The organism is Stenotrophomonas sp. YAU14A_MKIMI4_1 (genome assembly GCF_003086855.1).
Classification (GTDB): domain Bacteria; phylum Pseudomonadota; class Gammaproteobacteria; order Xanthomonadales; family Xanthomonadaceae; genus Stenotrophomonas.
The window spans coordinates 3,054,041-3,069,011 of sequence record NZ_CP025998.1 but is presented as its reverse complement, the minus strand read 5'-3'; the positions used below and the strand labels follow the sequence as shown (position 1 = coordinate 3,069,011).

Below are 14,971 nucleotides of genomic sequence, written 5' to 3'. Positions count from 1 at the left end.
AAAACGTTTTATCAATCAATGACTAAGCGGATTATTTGGAAGTGTGTCAGTTTGTTGCGGTGCGCAATACTGTGTTGCGGCTTCAATAAAAGGCTTATTGTTCAATGGCTTGCGTATGTAGCCAAGCGTGCGGTCGCCGCCGCCAGGGAGCCGGGTCCGGCCCAGCTTGTATGATGGCTGGCTCTCAATTCAGATCTCTTCGGAGTCCGCAGTGAACAGTCCGACCCGCCGTCCCCATGCCAGCCAGGTCCAGAAGGGCCTGACCCCGCATGCGCGCATCCGCAACGTGATCGCGGTGGGCTCTGGCAAGGGCGGGGTGGGCAAGTCCACCACCTCGGTGAACCTGGCCGTGGCGCTGCAGCAGCTGGGCGCACGCGTGGGCGTGCTCGATGCCGATATCTATGGCCCCAGCGTGCCGGCCATGCTGGGCCTGTCCGGTCGCCCGGAAAGCCCGGACAACAAGAGCATCGAACCGATGCGCGCGTTCGGCGTGGACACCATGTCCATCGGCTACCTGGTGGAAGACGAGACGCCGCTGATCATGCGCGCGCCGCGTGCCACTGCAGCGCTCACCCAGCTGTTCGAAGACACGCTGTGGGATGACCTGGATTACCTGCTGATCGACCTGCCGCCGGGCACCGGCGACATCCAGCTGACCCTGGTGCAGAAGATTCCGCTGGCCGGTGCGGTGATCGTCACCACCCCGCAGGACATCGCCACGCTGGATGCGAAGAAGGCACTGAAGATGTTCGAGAAGGTCGAGGTGCCGGTGCTGGGCGTGGTCGAGAACATGGCCGTGCACACCTGCAGCAACTGTGGGCATGTGGAGCACCTGTTCGGTGAAGGCGGCGGCGAGCGCATGGCCGCGCAGTACGGCGTGCCGCTGCTGGGCTCGCTACCGTTGCAGATCGATATCCGCGAACAGGGCGATGCCGGTACGCCGATCACCGCCGCACAGCCCGATTCGGCCACCGCCCAGGCCTACCGCCAGGCCGCGCAGCGGCTGATCGAGGAAGTGGGCAAGCGCCCGCGCGGTTCCATTCCGATCCTGTCTTCGCTGCTGTAAACCTGCAGGTCTTCGCGCAGAAAAAGAACCGCCGGCGCAAGGCCGGCGGTTCCGTAGGTTCAACGCCTGGGATACGGCTTACCAGTCGTACTGCACCTGGAAGCGCACGTAGCGCGGGTCGTTGAAGTACTTCGGGGTGTTGTAGTTGTAGTAGGTACGGATGGTCGGTGCCGAGCTCGGGCGACCGTACTTGGTTTCGTACACCTGCACCGGCTTGATGTTGTTGAATGCATTGAGCACCGACACCTGCATGCTCAGGCCTTCCAGCCAGTTGGGCGTGTAGGTGATGTTCGGGCTGACGGTGAACTGCCACGGCGTGCGGCCCGCGCTGCCGACCTTGGCGATCTCGTCGGTGCCCTGTTCGCAGGTGTGGAATACGCCGTTATAGCCGTACTCGGTGTCGAAGCTGCCCCAGCCGCCGCCCAGGCAGCTCTTGGGCGCGCCGGACTGGGCCAGCACGTTCACGCCCACCGACCACTCATCGGTGAACTTGAAGCCGCCGTACAGCTTGAAGCTGTGGCGATGGTCGTTGAACAGATAGCCGTTGGCGCCGTACATGATCTCGGCGAAGTCGAAGTCCGAGGTCGTGCCGGTGTCGTCCTGGCCGTTGGTGCTCTTGACCAGGCCCTCGTAGTTGCCTTCCAGCTTCGACCAGGTATAGGACAGGCTGGCGTACCAGCGCTCGGTCTGCTTGTCGGCGCTGAGGGTCACCGCCTTGTAGCTGCGCTTGGCCTTCGGGCCCAGGGTTGCACCCGGCACCGTGATGTCGTCTGCGTTGCCGTCGCCGTCCACGTCCAGGGTGACGTTCAGATCGCTGCCCGGGTTGTAGATCCAGCAGCCCGGCAGGCCTTCGGGCACGGTCCAAGGATCGGACCAGTTGGACAGGTCGTAGCCCGCCGCCACCGCCGCGTTGTACAGCGAACGCGAATCGCAGGTGTCATCGATCACGTTGTTGATACGACGGTAGGTGGCCTTGATGCCCACGGTCCAGTCGTTCAGGAAATCGATCGACGAGCTGATCTGCTGCTGGTAGCCCAGGATCACTTCATCCTGGGTGTACGGCTTCAGGCCGCGCGAGGCCACCGCACGCGGATCCGGGGTCGCACCGCTTTCGCCATTGATCACCGCGTCGTAGGCGCCGTCCTCGTAGCTGCCGGTGATGATCGGCGAGCCATTCGGGTTGATGCCGCTATAGGTGAAGTATTCGTCCAGGTAGTAGGACGCGCTGGCCGCGCGCAGTGCCACGTTGGCCGCGATGGGCAGCGAGTAGCGGCCGACCGAGGCAAAGAGCTTGCTGCGGCCATCGCCCAGGATGTCCCACGAGAAGCCGGCACGCGGCTGCCAGATGTCATCCTGCTTGACGAAGGAAATGCCGTCGGAGTTCTTGTTGTCGAACGAATCGTTGCGGATGCCCGCGTACAGCATGAAGTTCGGCGTGATCTGCCAGTTGTCCTGCAGGTACCACGACTGCTGCTTGATCTTGATCGAACCACCGTTGCGGAAGTTCACCCGCTCGGCGTAGTCGTCTTCCAGGTACCACAACGCGCCGCCCGAGTACGAGGTGCCCTGCACCGAGGTCCACTTCTCGTCGCTGTAACCGAAGCCGATCTTGTGGTCGCCCAGCTGCCAGTCGAAGTCCAGGCGGGTGCCCTTGCGTTCGTTGCTGCCACCGAAGATGCCAACCGTGCTGGCCACGGCGCAGCCGATGCGACGGCCGGTGCCGCCGGTCTCGGTACGGTAGTCCAGTACGTAGGGGCAGCTGCCTTCGGGGCTGTTGATGTCACCGTTGTAGGTGCCCATCACGCCATCGGGGCTGATCGTGTGCTCCGAACTGCGGTTGCGCATCTGCCCGTACTGGACCGAGGCGGTCAGGTTGTCGGTCAGGTAGCTGGTCCACTTGAACACGTCGGTCTGGCCGCCGGTCTTGCCCACCAGTTCGCCCAGGTAGCTGGTCTTGGCCGGCTCGCCGCCGCTGCTGGCATCGTCGTAGGCGGCGTTGTAGTAGTCGTAGTTGTAGCGGCGGCTGTTGTCGAAGCCGGTGTATTCCAGGTGGTTGCTTTCGTTCAGGTACCAGTCCAGCTTCAACAGCCAGTACGGGGTCTTGGACTCGTAGTCGTAGGCGGTGGTGGACAACGCTGCGGCGGTGGGCGGTCGGCCGTTGGTCGTGTACTGCGAGCCGCGGTTGCTGTAGCTGCCGGTCTTGGAATTGCTGAACTGGCCCATGGCGAACACGAACAGCTTGTCTTCGATCAGCGGGCCACCGGCCCACACGCTGTAGACGTTGGAACTGCTGCTGTTGCGATCGTAGGAGCGGAAGATCGAGCCGTCGTTGTAGTAGGTGTCCGGCTCGTTCTCGCGCAGCGAATCCGGTGCGCCGGTCCAGCTGAAGCCGCCCTTCCACTCGTTGGTGCCGCGCTTGACGTTGACGCTGGTCACGCCGCCGGTGGAGAAGCCGTACTGCGCGCCGTAGCCGCCGGTCTGCACGTCCAGCTGGTCGATGGCCTGGTACGGCACCTCGGAGAACGACAGGCTGTCGTACAGATTGGTGACGTTGAAGCCGTTGACGTAGTAGCTGTTTTCCGCCGCCGAGGCGCCGCCGAACGAGGCCGGACCGAAGTAGCCACTGGCCGCGACGGTGCCGGGGGTGAGCAGCGAGATGCTGGTGATGTCACGCGCCACCGGCAGCGAGTTGAGCTTGTCGGCGGTGAACGTGGTGCGCGATTCAACGCTGCCCAGGTCGATGGTGTTGGCCGCGCCCAGGGCGCGCACGTTCACCGTATCCAGCGAGGTGGCCGCACTGCCGTTGGTGCTGGCGAAAGTGGTGACCGACGACTGGCCGGCAACCACGGTCACGCGGGTGGTGGCGGTGGGCGTGCCGTTGCTGACCGTGGTGACCTCGTAGGTGCCGGTGGGCAGCTGTGAGACGCGGAAGCGCCCATCGGCGCTGACGTTCACTTCGCGGGTGGCGCCGGAGGACAGGCTTTTCACCTGCACCTTGTCGGCTGCGGTGACGCTGCCGATGATGTCGCCGGAGGTGCTCTGTGCGTAGCTGGTGCCGGCCAGTGCGCTGAGCATTACCGCCAGGGCGGTGCGCTTCAGGCTGCGCCGTTTGTTGTTCACAGTCATCGTGTTCCTTGGCTGGAGAGCGGGGACGAATACCGCGTTGAGTTGCCTGAACGGCTTGTTCAGGCTGAATGGAAACGTAACGAGCACGTCTTCTTCACGCAACATTGCTGCGGCAGTGCAGCACGCCAGGGTCCGGAAATACCTGTGCAACACGTTGAAAATACAGGTGATTTCAATTTGCAACGAAATGTATCGAATGGCCTTGCGGTACTGGCGAACACGACATATTCGTGCTAAGTGAAAATATATGGGAGAATAAGTATCACTTGTTAAGCGTCGTTCGCGGCGCGCGCCCGCCGTGGCCGCCATGCGGAGGCGGGCTGTAGAATCGCCGCCTCGGGTGGCGTCCCGAATTTCTCGATCAACCAGGACAAAGCATGAGCATCAAGAGTGACCGTTGGATCCGCCGCATGTCCGAGCAGCACGGCATGATCGAGCCCTTCGAGGCCGGGCAGGTGAAGCAGGCCAACGGCGAGCGCATCGTCAGCTACGGTACGTCCAGCTACGGCTACGACGTGCGCTGCTCGCGCGAGTTCAAGGTGTTCACCAACATCAACTCCACCATCGTCGATCCCAAGCACTTCGACCCGGGCAGCTTCGTGGACATCGTTGGCGATGAGTGCATCATTCCGCCCAACAGCTTCGCGCTGGCGCGCACCGTCGAGTACTTCCGCATTCCGCGCGACACCCTGGTGGTGTGCCTGGGCAAGAGCACCTACGCGCGCTGCGGCATCATCGTCAACGTGACCCCGCTGGAGCCGGAATGGGAAGGGCACGTGACCCTGGAATTCAGCAACACCACGCCGCTGCCGGCGCGCATCTATGCCAACGAAGGCGTGGCGCAGATGCTGTTCTTCCAGGCCGCTGCCGATGACGTCTGCGAGACGTCCTACAAGGACCGTGGTGGCAAGTACCAGGGCCAGACCGGCGTGACCCTGCCGCGTACCTGATCAAGATATCGGTAGCGCCGGGCCATGCCCGGCGTTTTCGTATGGGCCGCGTGGTTCATTCGCCGGGCATGGCCCGGCGCTACCTTACTTGCCGCGCCCGAACAGCATGGCGATGCCCACGCCCACCAGTGCCACCGGCCACCAGGTCAGCAGCAGCTTGGACAGGTTCAGATGCGTCCAGCCCAGGTTGCTGGCAAGCATGAACAGGCCGATCAGGATCAGCAGGATGGCGGCGACGAGGTTGAATCGCATCGGGTCGGCACTGTCTCAGGAGTAGGCCGGATATCCTAGCCGTTCCTTCCAGTAGGCGACATGCTGGTCCAGTGCCGCCGGGTCGTAGCGGTGGGCCGGGCCGCTGCCCCAGACCGGGCCAGGCCAGGCCGGATCACCGTCGTGGCGGCCGATCACATGGAAATGCAGCTGGCGCACGATGTTGCCCAGCGCGCCGATGTTGATCTTCTCCACCCCGTCCGAGCCCTTCAGGGCCTTGCAGGCGCGGTTGAGTTCGGTGCGCAGCTTGTCCTGCTGCTCGCCGTCCAGCTCGATCCACTCGGTCACCCCGGCCAGGCGCGGTACCAGCACCAACCAGGGGAAGCGTTCATCGTTCATCAACCGCACTTGCGACAACGGGCCTTCGGCGACCAGCACGCTGTCGGTGGCCAGGCGTGTATCCAGTTCGAACTCGCTCATCCAAGATGCTCCGTGAAGAAGTCCAGGGTGCGTTGCAGCGCCAGGGTGGCGCTGTCTGGATCATACGCATGTCCGACGTCGCGGTTGAAGGCGTGGTCGGCCGGATAGACGTAAGTGGGCATCTGCGGCAGCTTTTCGCGGTGGGCCTGCACCGCCTCCGGCGGAATGCTCTTGTCCTGCGCGCCGAAGTGGAAGATCACCGGGGCCTTGGGCGTTTCGTCCAGATAGTGCACGTTGCGGCCGCCGTAGTAGCTCACCGAGGGCAGGCCCAGGCGCATGGCCGCCAGCAGGGCCACGCTGCCGCCCCAGCAGTAGCCGACGGTGCCGACCTTGCCGTAGGGGGCCAGCCGGGTGGCAGCGGCGCGCACCACTTCCAGGGCCTTTTCCATGCCCAGGGTGTTCACCCGTTCCAGCCCGTCCTTCACGCCTTCGGCGGTGTAGGGCAGGGCATCGGTGTCGGCCTCGGCGCCATCGACCAGATCGAAGAACGACGGCGCCAGCACCGCATAGCCCTCGGCGGCGAAGCGTTCGGCCACGCTGCGGATATGCGGGTTGGCGCCGAAGATCTCCTGCACCACCACCAGGCCGGCGCGGGGCTTGCCGTCGGGCAGGGCCTGCCAGGCGCGAACCGGGCCGTGGTGCGTATCCAGGGTGATCCATTCGGACATCGTCGGGAACCTCGTTGCAGGGGACAGGCCTGCATTGTCGGTGCTGGCCGGGTTAGCGGCGCGTCAGCGGCTGTGCCCGATCAGGCGGCTGGCCGTTCAGGCGCAGGCGCCAACCCCGGTATACTGGCGCCCTTTCAGGCCCCGGCCCCCAGGTCCCCCTGCCATGCCGGCAGGGGCCCAGGCCCCCAGAGTCCCGCGATTTCCATGTCCCAGCTGAACCCCAAAGTCGGCTTCGTCAGCCTTGGCTGCCCGAAGGCCCTTGTCGATTCCGAGCGCATCCTCACCCAGCTCCGCTCGGAAGGCTACGACATCGTCCCGTCCTACGATTCGGCCGACGTGGTGGTGGTCAACACCTGCGGCTTCATCGATTCGGCGGTGACCGAATCGCTGGATGCGATCGGCGAGGCCATGAACCAGAACGGCAAGGTGATCGTCACCGGCTGCCTGGGCAAGCGCCCGGAACAGATCCGCGAGGCCTACCCGAACGTGCTGGCGGTCTCTGGCCCGCAGGACTACCAGAGCGTGATGGAAGCGGTGCATGAAGCGCTGCCGCCCAAGCACGACCCGTTCGTGGACCTGGTGCCCGACTACGGCATCAAGCTGACCCCGCGCCACTACGCCTATCTGAAGATTTCCGAAGGCTGCAACCACCACTGCAGCTTCTGCATCATTCCCTCGATGCGCGGCAAACTGGTCTCGCGCCCGGTGGATGACGTGCTGCGCGAAGCCGAGCGGCTGGTGCGCGGCGGGGTGAAGGAACTGCTGGTGGTTTCGCAGGACACCTCGGCCTACGGCGTGGACGTGAAGTACGCCGAAAAGATGTGGCGCGACAAGGCCTACCAGACCCGCCTGAAGGCGCTGTGCGAAGGCCTGTCCGAGCTCGATGCCTGGGTGCGCATGCACTACGTCTACCCGTACCCGCACGTGGACGAGGTGGTGCCGCTGATGGCCGAGAACCGCATCCTGCCGTACCTGGACATCCCGTTCCAGCACGCCAGCCCGCGCATCCTGCGCCTGATGAAGCGCCCCGGTGCGGTCGAAAAGACCCTGGAGCGCGTGCAGAACTGGCGCCGCATCGCCCCGGACATCACCGTGCGTTCGACCTTCATCGTCGGTTTCCCCGGCGAGACCGAGGCCGAGTTCGAAGAGCTGCTCTCGTTCCTGGACGAGGCGCAGCTGGACCGCGTGGGTGCCTTCGCCTATTCGCCGGTGGAAGGTGCCACGGCCAACGCTCTGCCGGACCCGGTGCCGGAAGAAGTGAAACAGGAGCGCCTGGCGCGCTTCATGGAAAAGCAGGCGCAGATTTCCGCTTCGCGCCTGGAAGCCAAGATCGGCACCGTGCAGCAGTGCCTGGTCGATGCCATCGAGGGCGATATCGCCGTGGCCCGTTCGCGCGCCGATGCGCCGGAAATCGACGGCCTGGTGCATATCCAGAACGCCGACCAGGTGGCGCTGCGCGTGGGCGAATTCGTCGACGTGGAGATCACCGAAAGCGACGACCACGATCTGTACGGCGATGCGCTGCCGCCGAGCACGCGCCCGGCGTTCGACCTCAAGGTTCTGTGACAACAGCGATGGCCGCCGACGCCGGCCATCGACGCTTCGTGCCGCCGCCGCGTGCGGCGGTGACCGCAGCGGTCTTCCAGCATCCTCTGTATGCCGGCTTGGCGGCTTTCGCTGACCTGCTGGCCGCACCTGGTTGGCCCGGCGTGCCTGCGCTGGATGCGCGCCTGGTCGTGCCGGGCCTGCAGCTGGTGGAACAGGACGCCGCGCTGCTGGCCGATGGCCTGCACTACGAAACCCGCATTGCCCAAGGCCGCCTCGCCACCCGTGCGCAGAACTGGCATGACCTGTTCAACGCCCTGGTCTGGGCCAGCCAGCGGCCGTTGAAGCGGGCACTCAATCGCCAGCAGTGCCGGCACATCGCCGCGATGGCGCCCGGCCAGCGCAACCGCGCGCAGGCCGCGCTGACCCAGTTCGATGAAACCGGCGTGGTGGTGCGGGTGCGCGACCCTGCGCTGCTTGCTGCGTGGGACGCGCATGACTGGTCGGCACTGTTCGCGCCCGCACCCTGGAAGGCGGGCGCTATCGCGGTGGCGATCGTGTTTGGCCATGCGTTGATGGAGCAGGCACTGCTGCCCGGGCGGCGACTGGTGGGCAAGTGCGTGGTGGTGCGTGGCGATGAAGACAGCGCCTGCATCGAAGCGGTGGTGCAGGCAATCGAACACGGCCAGGCGCTGACTGATCCATTGCAGCTGCGACCGCTGCCGCTGGCCGGCATTCCCGGCTGGCACGGCGTGCAGGACGCCGCCTTCTACGCCGATGTCGATTACTTCCGCCCGCTGCGCGCAGGGCGCCAGTACCCACCGCCGCTGCACATCGCCGGGTAGAGTCGACTGTCAGTCGACTGTTTTTCCTGCAATCTGCATCCACGCATGGCGTGGATCTACTGTCGTTGCTTTTCCTGCAATCTGCGAAAGCCCCGCGCTGCGCGCTAGTCGACTGACAGTCGACTCTACCGGGGCGGGTATTCCACCCCGATCACCGCAAACGTGAACTGCCCGCCGGGCAGCTCCACCGAAAACTCATCGTCGATGCGCTTCTTCAGCAACGCCCGCGCCAGCGGCGAATCAATGCTGATCCAGCCCAGTCCGGCATCGGTCTCGTCCGGGCCGACGATGCGATAACGGCTGGTCTGCCCGCTGTCCACGTTTTCCAGCTCCACCCAGGCGCCGAAGAACACCGCCTGCGGGTCGGTCGGGGTGGTGTCCACCACGCGCAGTGCGTCCAGGCGCTTGGTCAGATAGCGCACCCGGCGGTCGATCTCGCCCAGCTGCTTCTTGCGGTAGGTGTATTCGGCGTTCTCGGAACGATCACCCTCGGCCGCGGCCGCGGCCAGCGCCTTCACCACCTCGGGGCGGCGCACGCGCCACAGCTCATCCAGTTCGGCTTTCAACCGCGCATGGCCGGCGGCGGTGATCAGGGCAGTGCTTTTTTCTGCGGGGGGACGCCAACGGGACATGCAGTACGGATTCTTTTCAGGAGTAAGGAATGGGGTCGGAGCCCTCCCTGGCGGGAGGGATCCGGCCACGGGGTCAGATCCCTTCCGCAGGAAGGGCTCTGACCCCAGCAGCTGAAGCTCAGCGCTTGCCGCCGAAAATGCCGCCCAGCAGCCCGCGCACGATCTGGTTGCCCAGCTTGGTGCCCACGGTGCGGGTGGTCTGCTTGGCCATGGTTTCAATCATGCCCTGGCGGCGCTTGGTGCCGAAGATCGCATCCTTGATCGCCTGGCCGAAGCCGCCTTCCTGCGCCTCGTCCTGTTCGCGGCTGCGTGCGGCCGGGGCCTCGACCTTCTCCACCGCCTTCTGCGCGCGCTGGGCCAGCAGCTCGGCGGCCGATTCGCGGTTCACTGCCGTGTCGTAGCGGGTGCCCACCGGGCTGCCGGCGCGCACCTGCGCGCGTTCGGCCTCGGTCACCGGCCCCATGCGGCAGCGCGGCGGGGCGATCATGGTCTGCTGCACCGGCATCGGCACGCCCTTGTCCTGCAGCGTGGACACCAGCGCCTCGCCGGTGCCGAGCTGGCCCAGCGCCTTGGCCACGTCCAGCTTCGGGTTCGGCACGAAGGTCTCGGCGGCGGTCTTCACCGCCTTCTGGTCGCGCGGGGTGAACGCGCGCAGCGCGTGCTGCACGCGGTTGCCCAGCTGGCCCAGGATGTTGGCCGGCACGTCGTCGGGGAACTGCGAGCAGAAGTACACGCCCACGCCCTTGGAGCGGATCAGCCGCACCACCTGTTCGATGCGCTGCACCAGCGAGGCCGGCGCGTCGTCGAACAGCAGGTGCGCCTCGTCGAAGATGAAGACCAGCTTGGGCTTTTCCAGGTCGCCCACTTCGGGCAGCTGTTCGAACAGCTCGGACAGCAGCCACAGCAGGAAAGTGGAATACAGCTTGGGCTTGAGTACCAGCTGGTCGGCGGCGAGGATGCCGATCACGCCGCGCCCGTCGTGATTGACCCGCATGATGTCGGCCAGCTCCAGCGCCGGCTCACCGAAGAAGCCTTCGCCGCCGTCCTGGGCCAGGCGCAGCAGCGCGCGCTGGATGGCGGCGATCGACTGCGCGCTGACCAGGCCGTACTCGGTGGAAATGTCCTTCCGCTCTTCGGCCACCAGGCCCAGCAGGGCGCGCAGGTCGTCCATGTCCAGCAGCAGCAGGCCGCGGTCGTCGGCCAGCTTGAACACGATGTCCAGCACGCCGGACTGGGTGTCGTTCAATTCCAGGATGCGCGCCAGCAGTGTCGGGCCCATTTCGCTGACGGTGGTGCGTACCGGGTGTCCCAGCTTGCCGTACAGGTCCCATAACACGGTGGGACTGCCTTCCGGGGCGTAGTCGGCCACGCCGATCTGCGCGGCGCGCTGCAGCAGGCTCTCGCTGCCCGTGCCGGGCACCGCCAGGCCGGAGACATCGCCCTTCACATCGGCCAGGAACACCGGCACCCCGCGCCGTGAGAAGCCCTCGGCCAGGGTCATCAGGGTCACCGTCTTGCCGGTGCCGGTGGCGCCGGCCACCAGGCCGTGGCGGTTGCCCAGTTTCGGCAGCAGGGTAACGGCCACATCGTCGGTCATGCCTTTTCCCAGCAGAATCGGATCCATGGTCCAGCCCTTGTGGTGAATGCGGTCAATGTTAACCGGCGGCGGCAGCCGGTCGCCGGCCGGGTTGCCCGGACCTTGGCGGCACCGCTACTCTGCCTGCCTGTTTCGCACACAGTGCCACCAATGCCCGTTCCTGTCCTGATTTCCCGCACCTGGCCGCTGCTGGCCCTGGTTGGCCTGGTTTCCCTGGCGCCCGACGCCCATGCGCAGCGGGTGTCGGCGCGGGACAAGGTGAAAGTGGACGCGCTGCAGCAGCGCATGGCCGCGGCCGAGAAGCGCTATGGCGACGCCCTGCTGCTGGTGGCCAATGCCGATCCCAAGGGCAGCAACGAGGCCGATGCCGCGCTGGAGGACATGGAAGATGTCATCAGCGAATGCGTGAAGCAGAAGGGCTGCCAGATGGGCAGCATGCTGGCCACCTACAAGCGCCTGCTGAAGCGCGATGCCGACGCCGCCAGCGATGATGACGCCACCGCCGACGCCGGCGACCGCCTGGAGGCCGACCCGGACCACGTCGGCCCGTTGGCTGCCGATGTGCCCGAGGCGGCGCGCGCGGCCGCCCTGCTGAACGACAAGCGCCATGCCTTCGACAACATGGTCGAGTACAACCCGGCCGTGCAGGCCGGCATCCGCCGCTGGCTGACCGACATGCGGCCGGCGCTGATGACCACCTACGAAAACTACCAGAACCTGCGCGCGGTGATGTGGCCGGAATGGGAAAAGCGTGGCCTGCCCGAGGCCCTGCTGTTCGGCATCATGGCCAAGGAATCCAATGGCCGCGTGCATGCATCTTCGCGTGCCGGTGCGGCCGGGTTGATGCAGTTCATGCCGGCCACCGGCCGCCGCTTCGGCCTGGGCCCGGATGGCACCGGCTTCGATACCCGCTTCGATGCACGCAGCGCGGCTGAAGCCAGCGCGACGTACATCAACGAGCGCATGCGTGAACTGAACAACAGCGTTGAGCTGTCGCTGGCCGGTTACAACGGCGGTGAAGGCCGCGCCGCACGCGTGGCCCGCGAAAACCCGGGGCAGAGCTTCTGGGTGGACCGCGTGTACAACCAGTTCCCCGGTGAAACCAAGGATTACGTGCCGATGGTGATCGCCGCGGCATGGATCTACCTGCACCCGCAGCAGTACGGCGTGGAATTCCCGAAGATCAACGCGCAGCCGGCCACGGTGCGCCTGGCCCGTTCGACCACCATCTATGAACTGACCATCTGCCTGGGCAGCCACGGCACTCGCGATGGCTACATGCGCGCGCTGCGCAACCTCAACCCGCGCTACGAGGCCGACGGCTGGATTCCGGCCGGCACCCTCATCAATGCCACCACGCGCATCGCCAGCCTTTACCAGCGCAACTGCGTCAGCGGCCCGCGCGCGGACCTGGCGCGCACGCTGATCACCGCCGATCTGAACGCGGCCATCGTGCGCCCCAGCGCGACCACCTACACCGGCAGCGTCGCGGTGGGTGGGCTCGTGCCGGTGGCCGATCCGAACGCGGCCAGCCCGGTGGCCACGACCCCGAGCGCGCCGGTGGCCGCACCGCGTCCGGCCCCCGCGCCGCGCGCCAAGCCGGCACGCAGCTACAAGGTCGGCAAGGGTGACACCCTGGGCCGCATTGCGGCCAAGTTCCAGTGCGACGTGCCGGTGCTGGCCCGCGCCAATGGCCTGAAGGCCCCTTCCTACAGCCTGCGCCAGGGCCAGACCCTGAAGCTGCAGGGCTGCGACAAGTAACTGCCCGGAGACCCCACCGCATGGACCTGCAAGCCACCCGCGACCTGTTCGAGAACCTGCGTGAGAACACCGACTGGGATCTCAGCGTGCCCCTGCTGTGGGGTTACTACTTCGTGCATTCCACCCCCGAGCGCCTGCAGGCGCTGGCAGCCAGCCTGCAGGAGCAGGGCTACACGGTGGTGGACCAGTTCGAGCAGGAGCCGGAAGAGGGCGATGCGCCCTTCCACGTGCTGCACGTCGAGCGCGTCGAGGTGCACGACGAAGCCTCGCTGGACCTGCGCAACCAGGAGCTGGCCGCACTGGCCAGCCAGCTGGGCGTTGAAGACTACGACGGCGTGGACGTCGGCCCGGCCCCGACCCTCCAGTAGCGTCGAGCAAGCTCGACTGCTCGGGTTTTGTAGAGTCGAGCTTGCTCGACTGCCTTGGCATGGCGTCAGTCGAGCAAGCTCGACTCTACGACGGCATTCCCGGCATTCCGGGAATGCCCGGGATTCCGCCGCCCACCACCCTCAGCGCAGCGTTGCCAGCGCCTGGCCCAGCTGCACCGGGCTTTCCGCGCCCAGCTGCGGGGCGAACTCGGCCACGCCCGGCGGCAGCAGCACGATCACCGTCGAACCGTAGTTGAAGCGCGCCATCTCGGCGAAGCGCTCCAGCACGATGCCCTGGCCGCGGTAATCCTTGCGGGTGATGCGGTCGCCGTAGGCGGGAATCTCTTCACCACTCCAGACCGTTTCCACGCCCGACACCAGCAGTGCGCCGACCATCACGCTCACCATCGGGCCGAAGCTGGTGTCGAAATGGCAGACCAGGCGCTCGTTGCGGGCAAACAGGCGCGGCACGCCGTTCACCGCCGCCGGGCCCACGCTGAACAGTCGGCCCGGCACGTGCACGGTTTCGCGCAGGGTGCCGGTCCAGGGCATGTGCACGCGGTGGTAGTCGCGCGGCGACAGGTACACCGTGGCGAACAGACCTTCGTTGTACGGCTTGGCATCTTCAGCGCTGCCCAGCAGTTCGGCGGCGGTGAACGACTGGCCCTTGGCCTGGAAAATGCGGCCGGCCTCGATCTTCCCCAGCTGGCTGATGCGGCCGTCGGCGGGCATCAGCAGGCGGCGCGGATCGGCATCGGCCACGCGCGCGCCCGGCTTCAGTGCACGGGTGAAGAACTGGTTGAAGGTGGCGTAGCTGCGCGGGTCGGGGTTGGCCGCTTCGTCCAGGTTGACGTCGAACTTGCGGGTGACTGTGTCGATCAACCAGCGTGATACGCGCGGATCGTCCGAGTACGCCAGCGAGCGCGCCATCGAAGACAGCAGGCGGTGGGGCAGGGCATACGTCAGGGCGGTGGTCAGGCTCATGGGGCGGATTTCTCGGTCAGCTTCTGCAGGTCGCGGGCAATGGCCGGCGCGTTGAACGGGGGGCGCACCAGGCCGGCAAGGCGGCCCTGCGGGTCAAGCACGGCCAGGCTGGCCGAATGCTCGACGGTGTAATCCTCGGGGTTTTCGTCGAAGTGCTTGCCCGGCACCTTCTGGAACACGAAGCCCAGCGAGGTGGCAAATCGCTCCAGTGAGGGAATGTCGGCGCTGGCGGCCAGGGTGTCCTTGTGGAACCCGTGCACGTACTCGCCCAGGCGGGTGGCGTTGTCACGGTCCGGGTCAACCGAGACGAACAGCACGCGCGGGCGCAGCGTGTCCGGCAGATTCTCCCACTGGTTCTGCGCGCCGGCCAGCTCGGCCAGGGTGGTCGGGCACACGTCCGGGCAGAACGTGAACCCCAGGAACACCAGTGTCCAGTGGCCCTTCAGCTCGCCCGGAATCAGGCGGGTGCCGTCGGACTGGGCCAGGTTGAAGTCGGGCAGGGGGCGCGCCTGCGGGTACAGGGTGATCGCCTCGGTGGCCGGCTGGTTGGCCGCCGGCTTCGGCGCGAACACCTGCTGCGCGGCCAGCAGGCCCAGGCCCGCGGCCAGGGCGATCAGCAGGATGATGCCGACGTTGCGATTGAACATGGGGGCTCCCGCGCGAAGTGGGCCCCATCATACCGGCTGTGGCCGGATCGTTTCCGTCGCAACGGATGCCGGCGCAGGCCGCAAGCCCTATA

General features: G+C 66.1%; 14 protein-coding genes. 6 read left to right on the top strand and 8 right to left on the bottom strand.

Annotated features, from left to right (window positions below; translation table 11 throughout):
- The first annotated feature begins 211 nt into the window (after positions 1-211).
- Positions 212-1,066, top strand: coding sequence for an iron-sulfur cluster carrier protein ApbC (apbC, locus tag C1931_RS14140; protein ID WP_108756806.1), 855 nt, complete (start codon positions 212-214; stop codon positions 1,064-1,066).
- 78 nt (positions 1,067-1,144) lie between these two features.
- Here apbC and C1931_RS14135 read toward each other — a convergent pair whose 3' ends face one another.
- Positions 1,145-4,192 carry a TonB-dependent receptor gene (locus C1931_RS14135; RefSeq protein WP_108756805.1) on the bottom strand — a complete coding sequence of 1,016 codons (3,048 nt, stop codon included), beginning with the start codon at positions 4,190-4,192 and terminating at the stop codon, positions 1,145-1,147.
- A gap of 377 nt (positions 4,193-4,569) precedes the next feature.
- Between C1931_RS14135 and dcd the strand changes: the two genes are divergently transcribed.
- The gene (gene dcd / locus C1931_RS14130; protein ID WP_108750257.1) at positions 4,570-5,142 is read left to right on the top strand and encodes a dCTP deaminase; all 573 of its coding nucleotides are present in this window, start codon (positions 4,570-4,572) and stop codon (positions 5,140-5,142) included.
- Positions 5,143-5,226: 84 nt separating this feature from the next.
- Here dcd and C1931_RS20435 read toward each other — a convergent pair whose 3' ends face one another.
- Genes C1931_RS20435 through C1931_RS14120 form a run of 3 tightly spaced genes read right to left on the bottom strand, consistent with a single transcriptional unit; the run spans position 5,227 to position 6,500 of the window.
- Positions 5,227-5,394: a DUF5668 domain-containing protein gene (locus C1931_RS20435; RefSeq protein ID WP_005410498.1), complete on the bottom strand. Its 168-nt coding sequence runs from the start codon at positions 5,392-5,394 to the stop codon at positions 5,227-5,229.
- A 15-nt stretch (positions 5,395-5,409) separates the two neighbouring features.
- The gene (locus C1931_RS14125; protein ID WP_108756804.1) at positions 5,410-5,832 is read right to left on the bottom strand and encodes an HIT family protein; all 423 of its coding nucleotides are present in this window, start codon (positions 5,830-5,832) and stop codon (positions 5,410-5,412) included.
- The gene (locus C1931_RS14120) at positions 5,829-6,500 is read right to left on the bottom strand and encodes a dienelactone hydrolase family protein (RefSeq protein WP_108756803.1); all 672 of its coding nucleotides are present in this window, start codon (positions 6,498-6,500) and stop codon (positions 5,829-5,831) included. Before C1931_RS14120 ends, C1931_RS14125 begins: the two co-directional genes overlap by 4 nt.
- Before the next feature lie 204 nt (positions 6,501-6,704).
- Between C1931_RS14120 and rimO the strand changes: the two genes are divergently transcribed.
- On the top strand, positions 6,705-8,066 hold the full coding sequence (gene rimO / locus C1931_RS14115) for a 30S ribosomal protein S12 methylthiotransferase RimO (protein WP_108750254.1): 1,362 nt from the start codon (positions 6,705-6,707) through the stop codon (positions 8,064-8,066).
- Between the two features lie 8 nt (positions 8,067-8,074).
- Complete coding sequence (locus C1931_RS14110) at positions 8,075-8,890, top strand: DUF3025 domain-containing protein (RefSeq protein ID WP_108756802.1); 816 nt, start codon at positions 8,075-8,077, stop codon at positions 8,888-8,890.
- Between the two features lie 125 nt (positions 8,891-9,015).
- Here C1931_RS14110 and greB read toward each other — a convergent pair whose 3' ends face one another.
- Together greB and C1931_RS14100 are read right to left on the bottom strand one after the other, a co-directional pair.
- Positions 9,016-9,522, bottom strand: a complete 507-nt coding sequence (gene greB / locus C1931_RS14105; protein ID WP_108756801.1) for a transcription elongation factor GreB — start codon at positions 9,520-9,522, stop codon at positions 9,016-9,018.
- A 118-nt stretch (positions 9,523-9,640) separates the two neighbouring features.
- Positions 9,641-11,146, bottom strand: a complete 1,506-nt coding sequence (locus C1931_RS14100) for a helicase HerA-like domain-containing protein (RefSeq protein WP_108756800.1) — start codon at positions 11,144-11,146, stop codon at positions 9,641-9,643.
- A gap of 123 nt (positions 11,147-11,269) precedes the next feature.
- Here C1931_RS14100 and C1931_RS14095 point away from each other — a divergent pair, with 123 nt between their 5' ends.
- Complete coding sequence (locus tag C1931_RS14095) at positions 11,270-12,880, top strand: transglycosylase SLT domain-containing protein (protein ID WP_108756799.1); 1,611 nt, start codon at positions 11,270-11,272, stop codon at positions 12,878-12,880.
- Between the two features lie 20 nt (positions 12,881-12,900).
- On the top strand, positions 12,901-13,248 hold the full coding sequence (locus C1931_RS14090; RefSeq protein ID WP_108753715.1) for a ribonuclease E inhibitor RraB: 348 nt from the start codon (positions 12,901-12,903) through the stop codon (positions 13,246-13,248).
- Between the two features lie 141 nt (positions 13,249-13,389).
- On the opposite strand, the gene asd is transcribed toward C1931_RS14090, so the two are convergent.
- Together asd and C1931_RS14080 are read right to left on the bottom strand one after the other, a co-directional pair.
- Positions 13,390-14,232 carry an archaetidylserine decarboxylase gene (gene asd, locus C1931_RS14085; protein WP_108756798.1) on the bottom strand — a complete coding sequence of 281 codons (843 nt, stop codon included), beginning with the start codon at positions 14,230-14,232 and terminating at the stop codon, positions 13,390-13,392.
- On the bottom strand, positions 14,229-14,879 hold the full coding sequence (locus tag C1931_RS14080; protein WP_108750247.1) for an SCO family protein: 651 nt from the start codon (positions 14,877-14,879) through the stop codon (positions 14,229-14,231). Before C1931_RS14080 ends, asd begins: the two co-directional genes overlap by 4 nt.
- Between the last annotated feature and the right edge of the window lie 92 nt (positions 14,880-14,971).

Coding starts and splice junctions, on each gene's coding strand:
- greB (WP_108756801.1), bottom strand. CDS start 9,522: ATGTCCCGTTGGCGTCCCCCCGCAGAAAAAAGCACTGCCCTGATCACC.
- asd (WP_108756798.1), bottom strand. CDS start 14,232: ATGAGCCTGACCACCGCCCTGACGTATGCCCTGCCCCACCGCCTGCTG.
- C1931_RS20435 (WP_005410498.1), bottom strand. CDS start 5,394: ATGCGATTCAACCTCGTCGCCGCCATCCTGCTGATCCTGATCGGCCTG.
- C1931_RS14090 (WP_108753715.1), top strand. CDS start 12,901: ATGGACCTGCAAGCCACCCGCGACCTGTTCGAGAACCTGCGTGAGAAC.
- C1931_RS14095 (WP_108756799.1), top strand. CDS start 11,270: ATGCCCGTTCCTGTCCTGATTTCCCGCACCTGGCCGCTGCTGGCCCTG.
- C1931_RS14110 (WP_108756802.1), top strand. CDS start 8,075: ATGGCCGCCGACGCCGGCCATCGACGCTTCGTGCCGCCGCCGCGTGCG.
- C1931_RS14125 (WP_108756804.1), bottom strand. CDS start 5,832: ATGAGCGAGTTCGAACTGGATACACGCCTGGCCACCGACAGCGTGCTG.
- rimO (WP_108750254.1), top strand. CDS start 6,705: ATGTCCCAGCTGAACCCCAAAGTCGGCTTCGTCAGCCTTGGCTGCCCG.
- C1931_RS14080 (WP_108750247.1), bottom strand. CDS start 14,879: ATGTTCAATCGCAACGTCGGCATCATCCTGCTGATCGCCCTGGCCGCG.
- dcd (WP_108750257.1), top strand. CDS start 4,570: ATGAGCATCAAGAGTGACCGTTGGATCCGCCGCATGTCCGAGCAGCAC.
- C1931_RS14135 (WP_108756805.1), bottom strand. CDS start 4,192: ATGACTGTGAACAACAAACGGCGCAGCCTGAAGCGCACCGCCCTGGCG.
- C1931_RS14100 (WP_108756800.1), bottom strand. CDS start 11,146: ATGGATCCGATTCTGCTGGGAAAAGGCATGACCGACGATGTGGCCGTT.
- C1931_RS14120 (WP_108756803.1), bottom strand. CDS start 6,500: ATGTCCGAATGGATCACCCTGGATACGCACCACGGCCCGGTTCGCGCC.